A 16,421-nucleotide genomic window follows, 5' to 3' on the forward strand; every position below is an offset into this window, starting at 1 on the left:
GCGTCTATTCAGCAACAATATTATAAGGTGAAGTGAATATATTATTACTTGGTAATAAATATGGTCGCCTCTTTTGTTAGAACACTTTTTTCAGGTGGCATCGATAACACTCCAATCGAAGAGTTAAATCATAAGTTTCTCGATGATTGCAGCGCTGGAAATTTAACCCCTTTAAAAACACTCTGCTCTAAAATAGGGGTAAATAATAGCCTTTTTGATTCTAATGGACTTAATGGTTTACATCTTGCCTGTAAAAATGGGCATATGGAGGTGGTTAAACATCTGATACATTTAGGATATGATATCAACGCATCAACTAATGATGAAGAACGTCTTTCAGCACTTCATATTGCTGTTGAGCAAGAAAATCCCGGTTTAATTGAGCTTCTGTTAAACAATGGTGCAGACCCTAGAGTCGCTCGTGCTTCTGATTCATCTCAACCCATTCATTTAGCTGTAGGTCAGCGAAACATTCATTTAGTCAATTCCCTATTATTGTCAGCAAAGTCTCAAAATAATGACGTTAAAAGTGTTGACTGTTTAGCTAAGGATGCAAATGAAGGAAGTGCTCTGTACATCGCTTGTAAGAATGGAGAACGTAAAGTTGTTAGATTAATATTGGATTATATATTTCAACAAGGCACTATTAATCAAACTCATAAAAATGACATATTGGAAGCACTACTTTTATTGTTACCTCATCCTCAAAGTGAGCAAAGCGCCAGTTGTCTTTCCGCAGTAGAAGCAAGCTTTAAAGAAGTACATCAGGTTGTGTTTGAGAAGGAAAATGAAGTCCTTCTTGTTGCTTTAAAACAGGTTTTTGAAACTTATCAAGAGCACCCATTAGAATACGCCGCACTATGTGGTGACTGTTTTGTATTTGATGCACTCATAAAATTTGATCTCAAATCCGTTTCGGCTTTGACTTTAGAAGCGGCTGTTTGGTCTAAAAGTTCGCCAATTGTTGCACTAATTATTACCAATCACCCCAATTTAGGGCGTGAAACCAGTATTTTGATTGAACAAGTGCCGATATTTTATATAGCAACTATGACTGACGCTGAAGTAACTGTTCTATTTGAGCCATATATTAATCAGTTTGGTGCTACAGCAGAATTCATAAAATACAGACCATTGGGTTACGCAATTCTCGCAAACCAATTAAATAATGTTAAGTTTTTGGTTTCGCAAGGAGTCGATCTTTTTAATCTTTGTGCGTCACCTCAAGAGTGCTTATCTGCCATTCATCTAGCTATAAGGAATAAAGAGTCTACATCAGTTCTAAGTTATCTTTTAGAACATCAATTGGGGAGTGAGGAACAACCTACGTCTTTACCAGAAGCACGAAAATGCTTATACGTAAAAAATCACCATGATCATCCGCCATTGTTTAGCGCATTATATAGGGGTAATTACCCAGCCGCGTCTTTGCTGATTGCAAGAATGAACTCTGATGAGTTCGATTTTGATGCACAATTTAAGGTAGTAATGTTCCTTTACGAGAATAACTCAATTAAAGCCATTGCCTGGTTATTAACGCAAAAGTTATTCGTTGAAATGCCTCATGCAGAGAAAATTCTGTATCGGATCCATAACCACCCACAACTCATCTATAAGCTAGTGGATGCTAGGGTTGAATCTAAATACCTTGAAACTCGTGATTGGCTGCAAGTATTTTGGAATTATTTATCTATAAAAGAATACGAACATTGTAAGTATCTCTTAAAAATAGACAGAGTAGTTCATTTTTTTACTAAGGGGCAATTTTACGCACAAGGGAACATGAAGGGTTTTTTAGAGCAAATAGATAGCCAAGATTTAGAATTTCTGATTAACACAGCAAAAATCAATGTTAATGCTTCTGATCAGTTCGGTTGTACACCTCTTTTTTATGTCATTGCTCATTCTCTTGAATGCGTTGCTTGTTTATTAAAAGCGGGAGCAGATCCAAATCATAGAAATAAATGGGGTAAGACAGCATTAGAATTATATATAGGTGAAAGAAACCCCAGTGACATTCAATTTTGGCAAATGAAAGTGTTGCTCAAAAGTCCTGCTATTACTGGGTATAAATTATTATTTGAAAGCGATTTACCTCAACTGCAACAAGTTGAGCTAGTAGTGTTATCCAAAGAAGAACAAAAGAAAGTTGAAGAATGGTTTGTATTCTTGTGTAGTAAACCAACCCCAGATCAGATAACTGAATGGCTTAAGCAAACTGAGAAAACTCATACATTTGTAAATAGATATTTTGGACCAACAGGCCTAGCTCCTATTCATCTTGCAGTATTCATAAGAGAATATGCTTGGTTAGAGATTCTTACACGACATGGTGCAAATATTTACCTGCCAACACAACTAACTAAAAACACAATTATGCATCAGGCTGCAATGAATAATATGGTTGAACTGGTACAGTTATATAGCGGTGATCATAAGTTTTACAGCCTTAAAAACGCTGATGGCAGAACGCCAATACTGGAGGCGATATACTGGGGATTTTTCAAACCTGATCAAGTTCTCGCTATTTTGCTGGAACATCGCCCTGTAATGAGTGAGCCATCAGAAAATTCAGGTGAGTTAGATGCGAGAAAACACGTTGCAGAATTGCATAGATACATTTGGTGTGACTATCCAATAGACAGGCTTCGTGAAACATTAAAACAAGATTTAGTTGTAAAGAATATTGATACTCGAGATTTCGATTTAAATTTTACCGCTATCGAAGTTGCAGTTGCCCGTGGGAAACCTCAACATCTGCAATTATTATTTGAGCATGGTGCAAAAATTGATAAATCCTCACATTCAGATAGTGAAAACTTATTACACTCATTGCTGCGTTTTGATAAAACAACTGAGCAAGATCAAATAGATACTTTGGAAGTGTTGGTTAACAATGTGAAACCTAAATTGCTAAAGGGTTTGCTGACACAAAAAAATAAAACAGGTTTTACTCCTATAGAACTTGCGAATGGAGCGGATAAACAACAATTAGTCGAAGCTTTTCAGAAACTTCAGTAGTCACTAATAAAATCCTCGTTTTGTTTGACATTTTCATCTTTAAACGATAATTTTAAACAACTGTTTGAATTTTTATTGTGAGTTAATGGTATGGCGTCAGTGAAAGGCACAAAAACCAAAATTCTCAATGCCGCAGAAAAGCTATTTGCAGAACGCGGGTTTTCTGAAACATCATTACGTTTAATTACCAGCAAAGCAGAAGTGAATTTAGCTTCAGTTAACTATCATTTTGGTTCCAAAAAAGAATTGATACGTGCTGTATTAGCGAGGTATCTCGATGTTTTTATGCCAGCGGCAGTTGCTTCATTAGAGCAACTACCTGACGAAAGTAGTTTGGAGGATGTATTTTCTAGCTTAGTAAATCCATTGCTAGAGTTAAAACGCATACATCCTGATGGCACCAGTAATTTTTTGCAATTGATCAGTCGTGGTTATATTGAAAGCCAAGGCCATTTACGTTGGTTTTTTACTACCCATTATGGAGACTCTCTTTCAATCTTTATTGATGCCGTAAAAAGCTGCGCTCCAGATATTCCTGATTCAGACATGTTTTGGAAATTGCATTTTACATTAGGCACTGTGGTTTTCACTATGGCTTCATCGGATGCTTTGATGGAAATTGCTGCGGCTGATTTTGAGGAGCACAACGACATTGAAACTGTAATCCGAAAACTGATCCCTTATATGGCTTCAGGCGTAACTAACTCATAAAGAGTATTTAAAATAACCCTTTAGAGACCGTTTTCTAAACTAATTTAGGTTTTGTTGTTATGAGCATTGTTGTTTTACTCTTAATTGCTGTTGCCATTGTTTTTGGTGTTCACAGCATTCGAATGCGTCTCATCACTCGTCCTGCGTTTGCATTTTTTAAACGCGTATTGCCACCACTTTCAGATACAGAACGTGAGGCAATGGAGGCAGGAGATGTTTGGTGGGAAGGTGAATTATTCCGAGGAAAGCCTGATTGGAATAAACTCCATGGCTATGGTCAACCAACCCTTACGGAAGAAGAAAAGGACTTTATTGATAATCAGGTGAAAACCTCGATGACCATGATGGATGATTACGATATCGTCCACAAGCGAAAGGATTTACCTCCTGAGCTGTGGGATTACTTCAAGTCTCAAGGCTTCTTTTCATTAATTATTCCGAAAAAATATGGTGGTAAAGAGTTTTCGGCATACGCCAACTCCACTATTGTTGGCATGCTGGCAACACGCAGTATTAGTGCTGCTGTGACCGTGATGGTGCCAAATTCGTTAGGCCCCGGTGAACTATTAACTCACTATGGTACGAATGAGCAACGTGATTACTGGCTGCCACGTTTAGCTAACGGTGAAGAAATTCCATGCTTCGCTTTAACTGGACCAGAAGCAGGGAGTGATGCAGGTGGCATTCCTGACACTGGTATTGTTTGTCGTCGAGAGTTCGAAGGTGAAGAGGTGCTTGGTTTATCCTTAACTTGGAACAAGCGATATATCACACTTGCACCGGTTGCTACGGTTCTAGGTTTAGCATTTCAAATGCGAGATCCAGACAAATTACTTGGAGATACCGTTGATTTAGGGATCACTTGCGCTTTAATACCCACAAGTCATGAAGGGGTGAGCATTGGCCGTCGCCATAACCCAATGAACTTAGCGTTTATGAATGGTACGACGCACGGTGAAGATGTGTTCATTCCTTTAGATTGGATTATCGGTGGTCCTCAATATGCGGGCAAAGGCTGGCGTATGCTGGTGGAATGTTTATCTGCAGGGCGTGGAATTTCGTTACCTGCACTTGCAACCGCTTCTGGGCATGTTACGACTCAAACTACAACGGCATATAGTTATGTTCGTAAGCAATTTGGTTTATCCATTGGTCGATTTGAGGGCGTGCAAGAAGCAATGGCGCGCATCATTGCAAACACTTATCAACTTGAAGCGGCAAGGCGTCTAACGACAACTGGACTTGATTTAAAAGTTAAGCCTTCAGTAGTAACGGCAATCGCTAAATACCATATGACAGAATTGGGTCGTGATGTGATGAATGATGCAATGGATATTCAGTCAGGTAAGGGGATTCAACTAGGTAAAAAGAACTATCTTGGTCATGGTTACATGGGAATTCCAATCTCGATAACCGTTGAAGGTGCGAATATCTTAACTCGTTCTTTAATGATCTTCGGTCAAGGTGCCACTCGATGTCATCCATATGTGCTACCTGAAATGGAAACCGCACAAATGGAAGACCAAAAAGCAGCATTAGATCGCTTTGACCGCTTGTTAATGGGTCATATTGGGTATGCTTGTCGAAATGCATTTAGCAGCTTAGGTCATGCGCTTTCACGTAGTAGTTTGGCTTCTGCACCGGTTGCAGGTGAGACCCAGCAATACTATAAAAACATGACTCGACTTTCTTCGGCATTAGCTTTCATGAGTGATATTGCCATGTTAATTCTTGGCGGAGACTTGAAGCGTAAAGAAATGCTATCGGCAAGACTTGGTGATGTGTTGAGTCAGTTGTACCTTGGTTCTGCAACGTTGAAACATTTTGAAGATAATGGTCATCAGCAAGATGAGCTTCCTCTAGTGCACTATGTTATGCAAGAGCGTTTACACTTGGCGGCTAAGGCTCTACAAGAAGCGATTGCTAACTTCCCTAATCGCCCAATTGCATGGATTTTGAGAGGCTTGATTTTCCCATTGGGCAATCATTTTGAAAAGCCAGCAGATGACTTAGCCATTAAACTTGCAGAGTCCATGAGCAAACCGTCACCAGCTAGAGAGAGATTAACCTTCTTAAGTCGTGTATTTGAAGGGGATAACAGTGGTATCGCTGAAGTTGAAAATGCATTTATCGCACAATATGAGTGTCGTGACATCATGGCCAAAATTTCTTCGGCACAGAAAGCTGGCACTTTAGAGCGTAAAGCTAGGGGTATGGGGTTATTTGAATCAGCATTAGAGAGTAATGTAATTTCTGAAGCTGAGTTTAATCAACTTAAAGAAGCGGATGATCTGAGGTTAGAAGCCATTCATGTTGATGATTTTGACAAGCTATAGTTTGACTTAGCTGGTCTAATAAATAAAAGCGCCACAACTAACTAGTTGTGGCGTTTTTTGTTTATTTCGCCAATAAAATATAACTAAATGATTTATCAGACTTAAATTCGAAATGTTACTCTATTATCTTCCTATCGGTTTTCTTCTCTCAAGCTTGTTCGTATTGACGTTTAATTTTTAGAGGCATAAATCATGGCTACTTCTTCAACAGTCCCTATTGGGCAAGCGCAAAGTCATCAAAACTGTATTCCATTTAACGCTGCGTTGATTACAGCAGTTGCTCAGCAGAAAAAGCTGTTGATGGTGTCTTGGGACGAAAATGGAGAGAAAGCTTATAGCATTTTCAGTGTTAATCGAACTGCCCATGGATCTGAACTCCAATTTCAAAACTTTGGCTTTTTTGAAACATATTTTACTAATAAGGATGGGGTTGCTTTACAGAAGCGTGCTTATGAAGATCGAATTAGATTGATTGGTGTGCATACCCCTCCTGAGCGCCCAACCTTATATGAAGCTCAAGAATGTTCATCAATGTCAGTCTTAACATTACCAGAGACGACATCCCCAGCATTATTTGCTGTTTTTTTTAATGACAAACAAGTTCCAAATTTTGATGAATTCTATCAATGCCTTGAGGCTGATGATATTCAGAAGGCACGCGCTTTATTGGAGCAGCCAATTAACGTTGATGCACGTGTGCGCAATGGTGATACGCTCTTAATGATTGCTGTGGCATATTTCCCTGTTGATTTTGTTGAGATTCTGCTTGATTCGAAAGCGGATCCGAATCTAAGAAATGCTCAAAGAAAAACATCGCTTCATCTAGCTGCTGAGTGTAATAAGCCAGAGGCTCTTGATAAATTATTAGCAGCAGGCGCAAATTGCTTAGTGCTGGATCATAAAGGCCGACTCCCTTTACATTTGGCGGTCAGAAATGGTCATTATGAATGTGTAAAAAAACTTCTAGATAAGAGCTTACTTTATATTAACCAAGCCGATCGTTTTCAATTAACGCCTTTAAGTTATGCATTAAAAGAAGGGCATCTTGCTATTATCCGTGAATTAAACGCTGTAATTTTAGAAAATAATTTAGAACAAGTAACAAATCTAGATGTTCTACTAGCACTGAGATCGGGAGAAATAGAAGCAGCGAAGTTAGTTTATACTTTTATTAACATTGAAGAGCAGGATGATGTAAGTGTCTCTAACTTATTAAGAAGTGAGGCTGAGAATAGGGATCAGATTTTAGCCTATCAAATGTTCAGAGCGGTTGAAGAGTCCAATAATGAAGACTTACGTCAGTGTGTATCCAAAGGTGTGACCGAAAAAGTCAAATTTACGCAATTTATTGATAGTTCGGATGGTTATTCTTTATTTCATAAAGCTGCGGCATATGGCAATTCAGCATGCATTCAAGTGCTAAATCCACATTTTTCTGATAAACAAAGCACTCTTCCTGATAATGGGCGTACGCCTATTCATATCGCTGCGCTCTATGGTAATTTAGATACATTAAAAACACTTTGCAATTTAAGACCAGACTTAATAAATCAGGCCAGTGTTGACGGACATACACCGGCTAGTATTGCAGCTAGAAAAGGAAGGCTGGAGTGTTTGCAGCATTTATCAAGAATTGGAGCAGTGCTTTCAAAGCCAACTCTAGAATCAAAAAGAACACCTTTACATTTCGCTGCTTTTTATGGCCATAAAGAGTGTGTCTCATGGCTGGTGAATCAAGGGGTTAACCTTGATGTTCTCGATACAAGCAAACGAAAACCTCTGAGTCTTGCTATGGATTGTGGGCATCATGAGATTGTTGATTTTATGAATACATACTTACGTAGTTTTATGGATACTTATTTACGTGATGAGTGAAGATAAAATAATAAGTGTCGATTATTCTTTCTTCTTCCCAGTAATGAAAGAAAAGAACCTTAGTAATAGTTCTTTGCTCAAACAAAAGTGTTTTAAAACTACTCAGGGTTTAACACACATATATCAGGTTTACTTTTCAAAAGAAGAAGGAAATATATTCTATTACACTAAAGGTGATTTCCATGGAATTATGTGTAGCCAAAATATGCCCTCTAGAGAGCGACTCTTATTTTTTTTTGGTGATATGCCTGAGTCTCAAGAATTTATTGATAGAAAAGCAAAAAATCCTATTGAGCAGAAAGAAACGCATCTATTTTTTCATTATAAGTTTTATGCAGAAACTCAAAAAGGAAAACTTAAAAATGCGAAAGTGTGTTTAGAAACAAAAGGTGTTACTTCGGAAGGTGGGAAAGTTTCACTCTCACTCTTTCGAGAGGAAGGGAACTCATTGGCAACGTTTTATTATCAAGGCACTAAATACTTTGGTATGTATAGAGTCGTCGACCCCGTACCTATTAGGTATATTGCTCGGTTTGTTGGTAAGTCAGCATTTGCAGAAAAATTTTTGAAATCCTATGAAGAAAGTTCTGTTGTACCACTTACTATGGACCCATTATAAAAAAGGAAGCCATTTGGCTTCCTCAATAACGTGTGATATCTATGCTTTTAGGCAACAATGACGACTTTACAAGTATTAGTGCCGCCAACAGTTTCCATTGCGTCACCTTTAGTCATAAGAACCATGTCACCTGATTGTAAGTCACCAGTTCCAACTAACTCATCTAATGCTGTTTTAGCTAAAGCTTCTGCACTGCATTTTGTCGAGTCGAAGTAAACTGGCTTTACACCGCGGTATAGCGCCATTTTTGCTAGCGTTTTTTCGTGACGAGAAAGTGCAAAAATAGGCAATGAAGAGCTGATACGAGACATCAACTGAGGTGTTGAGCCAGACTCAGTTAACGCAACAATAGCCTTAATACCATTTAAGTGGTTCGCAGCATACATGGTTGACATCGCAATGGTTTCTTCGATTGAATCAAAAGTTTGATCTAAGCGATGTTTAGAAACACGAATGCTTGGGTGAGCTTCAGCACCAACACACACATTACCCATAGCTGTTACGGTTTCTTCTGGGAAGTCACCAGCAGCAGTTTCAGCAGAAAGCATTACCGCATCAGTACCATCAAGTACAGCGTTTGCAACGTCCATTACTTCAGCACGTGTCGGCATTGGGCTGGTGATCATAGACTCCATCATTTGAGTTGCCGTAATTACAACTTTATTCAATTGACGTGATCGGCTGATTAACTGCTTTTGTACTGCAACTAGGGCTGCGTCACCGATTTCAACACCCAAGTCACCACGAGCGACCATTACAACGTCAGAAGCTTTGATCACATCATCCATCGCTTCTTGAGTTTCAACGGCTTCTGCACGCTCAACTTTAGCGACGATCATTGGAGCGTGACCTGCTTCGTTAACTAGACGACGAGCATAGTCTAAGTCAGCACCTGTACGTGGGAAAGAAACTGCTAGGTAATCAACTTTGATTTCAGCTGCTGTAATGATGTCAGCTTTATCTTTGTCAGTAAGTGCTGCAGCTGAAAGGCCACCACCTTGCTTGTTGATACCTTTGTTATTTGAAAGAGGACCGGCAACAGTAACAGTTGTGTGTACTTTACGACCTTCTACTTTTTCAACACGTAATTGAACGCGACCATCGTCAAGCATCAAGATGTCGCCAATGTTTACGTCATCAGGAAGTTCTTTATAGTCGATACCAACTTGGTGTTCATCACCTTCACCTTTTGCTAGTTCTGCATCAAGAACGAAAGGCTGACCAAGGTCTAGTTGTACTTTTTTGTTGTCTTTAAAGGTAGAAACACGAATTTTAGGGCCTTGTAAATCACCTAAAATAGCGACGTTAACACCAAGTTCTTTAGCAATGCTTCTAACATCATTAGCACGCTTTAAGTGATCTTCTGGTGAGCCGTGAGAGAAGTTTAGACGAACAACGTTTGCACCTTTTGCAATGATTTTACGTAAATTATCATCGCGGTCAGTAGCTGGGCCAAGAGTGGTAACGATCTTAGTTCTGCGGAACATGAGATACTCCGTTAATGAATCAAAATTATGGAAGAATTCTGTTTAAAAAAATTATTCAACATGCAACTAGTCAATACCTATCTCTTGAAATACTGAAAGTCTGCATCTTGAATAATTTTGAAATATCTTACCAAAGTTCTTACTGTAATGTAGGAAAGTTACACCAAAATGATGGGTTTTATAGAATTATTTGTGAGCAATGACAAAATTTTAGAGAAAGGGTGGCAGAAGTTCAGGTTCTACTTCTGCCATTTTAGGATAAGCCTAGTTATTATTCGGTCAGATCTTTATTGATTCTTGATTCCTTCAATACTTCTTTCACACGCTTTAAGTTATCTCTAAAGCGAGGGCCGCGACGAAGCATGAAGCCTGTTGATAATACGTCTACCACAACTAATTGAGCTAAACGTGAGGCCATTGGTAAGAATACATCAGTATCTTCGCCCACTTCCATAGTAACTGCTAAGGAACACTCAAGAGATAGCGGAGAGTTTCTTGCTGTAATGCCTATTACTGCTGCACCATTTTCACGGGCAAGCTTGGCAATTTCAATAAGAGATTTGGTACGCCCTGTGTGCGAAATCAACACCACGACATCACCATCATTACAGTTGATGCAGCTCATACGTTGCATCAACACATCATCAAAACAAATTACAGGAACATTGAAACGGAAAAACTTATTTTGAGCATCGTGAGCAACAGATGAAGATGCGCCTAGACCAAAAAATGAAATGGTCTTAGCTTGTGTAAGGATATCGACAGCGCGATTAATCGCATTCATATCAAGGCTTTGACGAGCTAAATCCAAAGAAGCCATCGATGATTCAAAGATTTTAGTGGTGTAAGAATCAGCAGAGTCATCTTCTTCTACATGTCGGCTGACATAAGGTGTACCATTGGCTAGGCTCTGGGCTAAGTGCAGTTTAAAATCAGGGAAACCTTTAGTATCCAAGCGGCGACAAAAGCGGTTAACCGTAGGTTCACTTACATCGGCCATTTTGGCTAGGGTTGCAATGCTTGAGTGAATAGCTGTTTGAGGTGATGCTAGGATAACTTCAGCAACTTTACGCTCTGATTTACTAAAGTGGATTAGGCTATTTTGAACTTTTTCTAGGGTGTTCATGCTATATGTGTCCGCTCTATATAAGTTGTCATAATTCTATAGCTAAATCGACATAAATTAGGGCTCTCAGAGCAGCCAATCTATATTGATTTAACTATACGTTCTTCCCTGAAATGAACATGCGCGTAACTTTTTGTATCAAATCTGAAAAGATTTTTATAACTACAGTAATTAATGAACAAAAAGAATACCAGATTTTGATCAGAACTGGCTACATAAGAAAACTTGTATTTTTTCAATTTACAGGTGCAATTGGTCGATTCTGTTGTTATATTACAACAAAATTGTGTGATGATTTGCCAATTTTCTCTGGCAAGTGTCACAGATATTGAAAGGAGTGAGGTTGGTGATGGGTAAAAAAAACTCAGACGCTAAAGCTTGTGATTTTGTATTGTTTGGTACTAAAGGTGATTTGGCAAAAAGGAAGCTTTTGCCATCTTTATATCAGCTAGATAAAGCGAATCTACTGGCTGAAGATACAAGAATTATTGGTGTTGCCAAAGACGATTTTAGTCAAGAGGAGTATCATCAACGAGTAACGGAAGCACTGGAAAAATTTGTAAAAGAAGACCTTTGTCCAGAGACATTATCAAGGTTTGTGAAACGTTGTTTTTATATTGGTGCTGAATTTACAAACGCTGAAAGTTACGAGAAATTTCATGACATAATTGATCTTAAAAAACGCGTTATGGTCAATTATTTTGCAACGCCTCCTTTTCTATTTGGTGACATATGTCGCTGTCTGAATGAACAACAATTGATCAATTCTGAAACTCGTGTGGTTCTAGAAAAACCAATTGGTAATGATCTTGAAAGTTCAAAAGTCATCAATGATCAAGTTTCCACCTATTTTAATGAATCTCAGATTTATCGTATTGACCATTACCTAGGTAAAGAGACGGTTCAAAACCTTATTGCACTTCGTTTTGCTAATTCGTTATTTGCGTCTAAATGGGACAACCGAACCATTGATCATGTACAAATCACCGTAGCCGAAGCCGTTGGTATTGAAGGGCGCTGGGGTTATTTTGACAAAGCGGGTCAAATGCGAGACATGATCCAGAATCACTTATTACAGATTTTATCTTTAGTGGCAATGGATCCACCTGTTGACCTTGACGCTGATAGTATCCGTGATGAAAAAGTGAAAGTGCTTAAATCCTTACGTCGAATTAACCAAGATAATGTCTATGAAAATACTGTTCGTGGACAATACAGCTCAGGTTTTCTAGAAGGCCGTGCCGTTCCGGGTTACCTAGAAGAAGAAGGTGCAAATATTGACTCTAACACTGAAACCTTTGTTGCATTAAGAGTTGATATTGATAATTGGCGCTGGGCAGGTGTTCCGTTTTATTTAAGAAGCGGTAAGCGCATGCCATTAAAAAGCTCTGAAATTGTGGTTTATTTTAAAAACCCTCCACACAACTTATATCGTGACAGTTATCGCAATCTCCCACCCAATAAGTTAACGATTCGGTTACAACCACATGAAGGTGTGGAAATTCAGATGATGAATAAAGTGCCTGGGTTGGAGCAAAAACAGCGTTTACAAACCACCAAATTAGATTTGAGTTTCTCTGACACTTTCAAAAACGATCGAATTGCTGATGCCTACGAACGTTTGCTTCATGAAGCAATGAAAGGCAATCAGGCTTTGTTTGTACGCCGTGATGAAGTTGAGCAAGCATGGCAATGGGTCGATGGCATTATGGAGGCGTGGGATCATGCAGGTGAAAAACCTAAAGCATACCCAGCAGGCTCATGGGGACCCGTAGCTTCGGTTGCTTTGATCAGTAAAGATGGTCGTTCTTGGGACGAATAAACTAATTAATTGCAAAGAAGCTTAGCTTCTTTGCAATGATAAAACTTGGATTGGATACAATGAAAGAAGCTGTATTTAAGTCTTTTGATAGTGCAACACAATTGGCGGAAAAGCTTGCTGATAAAATAGCGACCTTATTACAAGAAGGCGTTGATAATCGCGGTAGTGCCAGCCTAGTGGTTTCTGGTGGCTCAACCCCAATCGAGCTGTTTAAACTATTGAGTATCAAAAATATCGATTGGCAAAGTGTGTATATCACTTTGGCTGATGAGCGCTGGGTTGATGTTGATGATTCGGCTTCGAATGAAGCTTTGGTTCGTGAGCATTTACTGAAAAATAAAGCGTCGTTTGCCAAATTTACTGGTCTAAAAAATATGTTTGCAACTGCCAGTGAAGGTGCTGCATTAGCCAGTGAAAAATTGGAGCATTTCCCAGACAAGTTTGATGTTGTCATTTTAGGTATGGGAAATGATGGTCATACATGTTCATGGTTCCCATGTGCATCATCGTTGGAGTTAGAGAATGCGCTCACAAGTGAAAAGACTTGTGTAGCTGTCACTCCAGCAAGTGCTACACATGAGCGTATTACTCTGACTAAAACAAGGATCCTTTCTAGTCGCCAAGTATTTTTACATTTAGTGGGTGAGTCTAAGCTTGATGTATATCGTCAATCTCAGCAAAGCGATGATGTGAGCGAGATGCCGATTCGTGCAGTGCTTTCTCAGTCACAAACCCCAGTAGATGTTTATTGGAGTTGTTAATTTTCTCAAACTAATCCATCCCAGCTTATAGTCGGGAGCTCCAGCCTTTGCAGTTCATTAAGGCAATAGATGCTTGCTGATACAAGCATCTAATTGAGAAATATATAAAAGCCCGTAGGAGGCAAACATGCATTCAGTTATTCAATCCGTTACTGACAGGATTATTGAGCGCAGTAAAGATACTCGCGCTAACTATCTTGCAGCTTTGAAGGATGCACAAGCAAAAGGTGTTCATCGTAGTTCGTTAAGCTGCGGTAACCTTGCACATGGTTTTGCGGCTTGTAGCTCAGAAGATAAAACCTCGCTACAGCAATTTAATAAAGCCAATATTGGTATCGTTACTGCTTATAACGACATGCTTTCGGCTCATCAGCCCTATGCTGATTATCCTGAAATACTGAAAAAAGCTTGTAACGAAGTAGGCAGTGTTGCTCAGGTTGCTGGTGGTGTACCGGCAATGTGTGATGGTGTGACTCAAGGTCAACCGGGTATGGAGTTAAGTCTTCTAAGCCGAGAAATCATTGCGATGGCATCCGCCGTGGGTCTATCTCATAATATGTTTGATGGGGCTTTATTGCTCGGGATCTGCGACAAAATTGTTCCTGGTTTATTGATTGGTGCATTAAGTTTTGGTCACTTACCAATGTTATTTGTACCTGCTGGACCAATGAAGTCTGGTATTCCAAATAAAGAAAAAGCACGTATTCGTCAAAAGTTCGCTCAAGGCCTAGTGGGTCGTGATGAGCTTCTAGAAGCCGAGTCTAAGTCATATCACAGTGCTGGTACTTGTACTTTCTACGGTACTGCAAACTCTAACCAGTTAATGCTTGAAGTAATGGGACTGCAATTACCGGGCTCTTCGTTTGTCAATCCTGATGATCCTCTACGAGCTGCTCTGAATGCAACGGCCGCACATCAAGTATGCCGTATAACCGAACACAGTGGTCAATATTCTCCTATTGGCGAAATTGTTAATGAGAAGTCTTTAGTTAACGGAATTGTTGCTTTACTTGCGACTGGTGGCTCTACTAACTTAACTATGCACATGGTTGCTGCTGCTAGAGCGGCAGGCATCATCATTAACTGGGATGATTTCTCAGAGCTATCAGATGTTGTGCCTTTATTAGCTCGTGTTTATCCAAACGGACATGCTGATATTAACCACTTCCATGCAGCCGGTGGTATGGCTTACCTGATCCATGAGTTACTTGAAGCTGGTTTATTGCATGAAGACGTCAACACTGTCGCTGGCTATGGTTTGAAAAAATATACCCTAGAGCCAAAACTGATTGATGGCAAATTAACTTGGGTTGATGGGCCAACTGAAAGTTTAGATAAAGAAGTTCTGACAGGTGTTCAGTCTCCATTCCAGCCAAACGGTGGTTTGAAGTTAATGAAAGGCAACTTGGGTCGTGCAGTACTTAAAGTATCGGCCGTACAGCCTGAAAACCGCATTGTAGAAGCTCCAGCTGTTGTTATAGACGACCAAAATAAGCTTCAAGCTATTTTTGATGCTGGTGGTTTAGATAAAGATTGTGTTGTTGTTGTCAAAGGGCAGGGGCCAAAGGCCAATGGCATGCCAGAACTCCACAAGCTCACACCTTTGTTAGGCTCTCAACAAGATAAAGGCTTCCGTGTTGCATTGCTTACTGATGGTCGTATGTCTGGGGCTTCAGGTAAAGTGCCTGCCGCCATTCACTTAACACCTGAAGCCATTGATGGTGGCTTAATCTCCAAGATCGAAGACGGTGATGTGATCAGAATCGATGCTACAACGGGTGAGTTATCTTTGTTGGTTGATGATAATGAATTATCAAATCGTAAAGCAGAAGCAATCGATTTAAGAAAGTCTCACTATGGAATGGGACGAGAGCTGTTTAGTGCATTAAGAAACAATTTAAGTAGCCCTGAAACGGGTGCTCGTTGCACACAAGCAGTTGATGAACTGTATTAATACAAGGAACACAAAATGGTAAATAATAATTGGTCTTTACAACCAGCTGAAGTATTTAAGCGCAGTCCTGTTGTTCCTGTAATGGTGATTAAAAAGCTTGAGCACGCCGTTCCTTTGGCAAAAGCTTTGGTCGCCGGTGGTATTTCTGTATTAGAAATTACTTTACGAACTGAATGTGCATTAGAAGCAATTAAGCTGATTAAGCAAGAAGTACCTGAAGCGTTAGTGGGCGCTGGTACAGTATTGAATGAAGAGCAACTTCAACAAGCTATTGATGCTGGCTCTGAGTTCATTATTACACCTGGTGCATCTGTTGATTTATTAAAAGCAGGCACACAGTCTGGCGTTCCAATGTTCCCTGGTGTTGCTACGATCTCTGAAATCATGACCGCTTTGGAGCTTGGCTATAAGCACTTAAAGTTCTTTCCAGCTGAAGCTTCGGGTGGCGTTAAGACGTTGAAAGCCTTTGCAGGACCACTTCCGAAAGACATTCATTTTTGTCCTACTGGCGGAATTTCACCTAAAAACTATAAAGATTACCTTGAGTTAGACTTTATTGATTGTATCGGTGGAAGCTGGATTGCTCCTTCTGATGCTATTGAAGCAGGTGACTGGGATAGAGTTACTGAGTTATGTAAAGAAGCCTTAGCTGGCATATAAAACGATACTTCTTGTAAGTTTTATCATAAGAGCACTCTATATAGAGTGC

At 39.6% G+C, this 16,421-nt stretch carries 11 protein-coding genes; 9 read left to right on the plus strand and 2 right to left on the minus strand.

The features are described from left to right. Positions 1-60: 60 nt before the first annotated feature. From AC1EU0_RS13205 to AC1EU0_RS13225, 5 genes are all read left to right on the plus strand, one after another. Entirely contained in the window at positions 61-3,021 is a 2,961-nt protein-coding gene (locus AC1EU0_RS13205; protein ID WP_480302932.1) for an ankyrin repeat domain-containing protein, read from the plus strand. Positions 3,022-3,111: 90 nt separating this feature from the next. Further along, complete coding sequence (gene psrA / locus AC1EU0_RS13210; protein WP_480302933.1) at positions 3,112-3,732, plus strand: TetR family transcriptional repressor PsrA; 621 nt, start codon at positions 3,112-3,114, stop codon at positions 3,730-3,732. A 59-nt stretch (positions 3,733-3,791) separates the two neighbouring features. Then, a complete protein-coding gene (locus AC1EU0_RS13215; RefSeq protein ID WP_480302934.1) occupies positions 3,792-6,068 on the plus strand; it encodes an acyl-CoA dehydrogenase in 2,277 nt (758 codons plus the stop codon). A 192-nt stretch (positions 6,069-6,260) separates the two neighbouring features. After that, the gene (locus tag AC1EU0_RS13220; protein ID WP_480302935.1) at positions 6,261-7,943 is read left to right on the plus strand and encodes an ankyrin repeat domain-containing protein; all 1,683 of its coding nucleotides are present in this window, start codon (positions 6,261-6,263) and stop codon (positions 7,941-7,943) included. Beyond that, the gene (locus AC1EU0_RS13225) at positions 7,936-8,562 is read left to right on the plus strand and encodes a hypothetical protein (RefSeq protein WP_480302936.1); all 627 of its coding nucleotides are present in this window, start codon (positions 7,936-7,938) and stop codon (positions 8,560-8,562) included. The genes AC1EU0_RS13220 and AC1EU0_RS13225 overlap by 8 nt, the downstream gene beginning before the upstream one ends. A gap of 47 nt (positions 8,563-8,609) precedes the next feature. Here the strand turns inward: AC1EU0_RS13225 and pyk are convergent, their stop codons facing one another. Both pyk and AC1EU0_RS13235 read right to left on the minus strand, forming a co-directional pair. Then, entirely contained in the window at positions 8,610-10,049 is a 1,440-nt protein-coding gene (gene pyk, locus AC1EU0_RS13230; RefSeq protein WP_480302937.1) for a pyruvate kinase, read from the minus strand. 271 nt (positions 10,050-10,320) lie between these two features. Continuing rightward, entirely contained in the window at positions 10,321-11,175 is an 855-nt protein-coding gene (locus AC1EU0_RS13235) for a MurR/RpiR family transcriptional regulator (RefSeq protein ID WP_480302938.1), read from the minus strand. 349 nt (positions 11,176-11,524) lie between these two features. Here AC1EU0_RS13235 and zwf point away from each other — a divergent pair, with 349 nt between their 5' ends. The 4 genes from zwf (at position 11,525) to AC1EU0_RS13255 (ending at position 16,372) form a co-directional block, all read left to right on the plus strand. Continuing rightward, the gene (zwf, locus tag AC1EU0_RS13240) at positions 11,525-12,997 is read left to right on the plus strand and encodes a glucose-6-phosphate dehydrogenase (protein WP_480302999.1); all 1,473 of its coding nucleotides are present in this window, start codon (positions 11,525-11,527) and stop codon (positions 12,995-12,997) included. A 59-nt stretch (positions 12,998-13,056) separates the two neighbouring features. Then, positions 13,057-13,758 carry a 6-phosphogluconolactonase gene (pgl, locus tag AC1EU0_RS13245; RefSeq protein ID WP_480302939.1) on the plus strand — a complete coding sequence of 234 codons (702 nt, stop codon included), beginning with the start codon at positions 13,057-13,059 and terminating at the stop codon, positions 13,756-13,758. 127 nt (positions 13,759-13,885) lie between these two features. Continuing rightward, positions 13,886-15,712 carry a phosphogluconate dehydratase gene (edd, locus tag AC1EU0_RS13250; protein ID WP_480302940.1) on the plus strand — a complete coding sequence of 609 codons (1,827 nt, stop codon included), beginning with the start codon at positions 13,886-13,888 and terminating at the stop codon, positions 15,710-15,712. 15 nt (positions 15,713-15,727) lie between these two features. After that, positions 15,728-16,372: a bifunctional 4-hydroxy-2-oxoglutarate aldolase/2-dehydro-3-deoxy-phosphogluconate aldolase gene (locus tag AC1EU0_RS13255; RefSeq protein ID WP_480302941.1), complete on the plus strand. Its 645-nt coding sequence runs from the start codon at positions 15,728-15,730 to the stop codon at positions 16,370-16,372. Positions 16,373-16,421: the final 49 nt, after the last annotated feature.

The organism is Parashewanella sp. 2210YD4-3 (assembly GCF_056591735.1).

Coding starts and splice junctions, on each gene's coding strand:
- AC1EU0_RS13225 (WP_480302936.1), top strand. CDS start 7,936: ATGAGTGAAGATAAAATAATAAGTGTCGATTATTCTTTCTTCTTCCCA.
- AC1EU0_RS13220 (WP_480302935.1), top strand. CDS start 6,261: ATGGCTACTTCTTCAACAGTCCCTATTGGGCAAGCGCAAAGTCATCAA.
- psrA (WP_480302933.1), top strand. CDS start 3,112: ATGGCGTCAGTGAAAGGCACAAAAACCAAAATTCTCAATGCCGCAGAA.
- AC1EU0_RS13255 (WP_480302941.1), top strand. CDS start 15,728: ATGGTAAATAATAATTGGTCTTTACAACCAGCTGAAGTATTTAAGCGC.
- AC1EU0_RS13235 (WP_480302938.1), bottom strand. CDS start 11,175: ATGAACACCCTAGAAAAAGTTCAAAATAGCCTAATCCACTTTAGTAAA.
- AC1EU0_RS13215 (WP_480302934.1), top strand. CDS start 3,792: ATGAGCATTGTTGTTTTACTCTTAATTGCTGTTGCCATTGTTTTTGGT.
- pyk (WP_480302937.1), bottom strand. CDS start 10,049: ATGTTCCGCAGAACTAAGATCGTTACCACTCTTGGCCCAGCTACTGAC.
- zwf (WP_480302999.1), top strand. CDS start 11,525: ATGGGTAAAAAAAACTCAGACGCTAAAGCTTGTGATTTTGTATTGTTT.
- edd (WP_480302940.1), top strand. CDS start 13,886: ATGCATTCAGTTATTCAATCCGTTACTGACAGGATTATTGAGCGCAGT.
- pgl (WP_480302939.1), top strand. CDS start 13,057: ATGAAAGAAGCTGTATTTAAGTCTTTTGATAGTGCAACACAATTGGCG.
- AC1EU0_RS13205 (WP_480302932.1), top strand. CDS start 61: ATGGTCGCCTCTTTTGTTAGAACACTTTTTTCAGGTGGCATCGATAAC.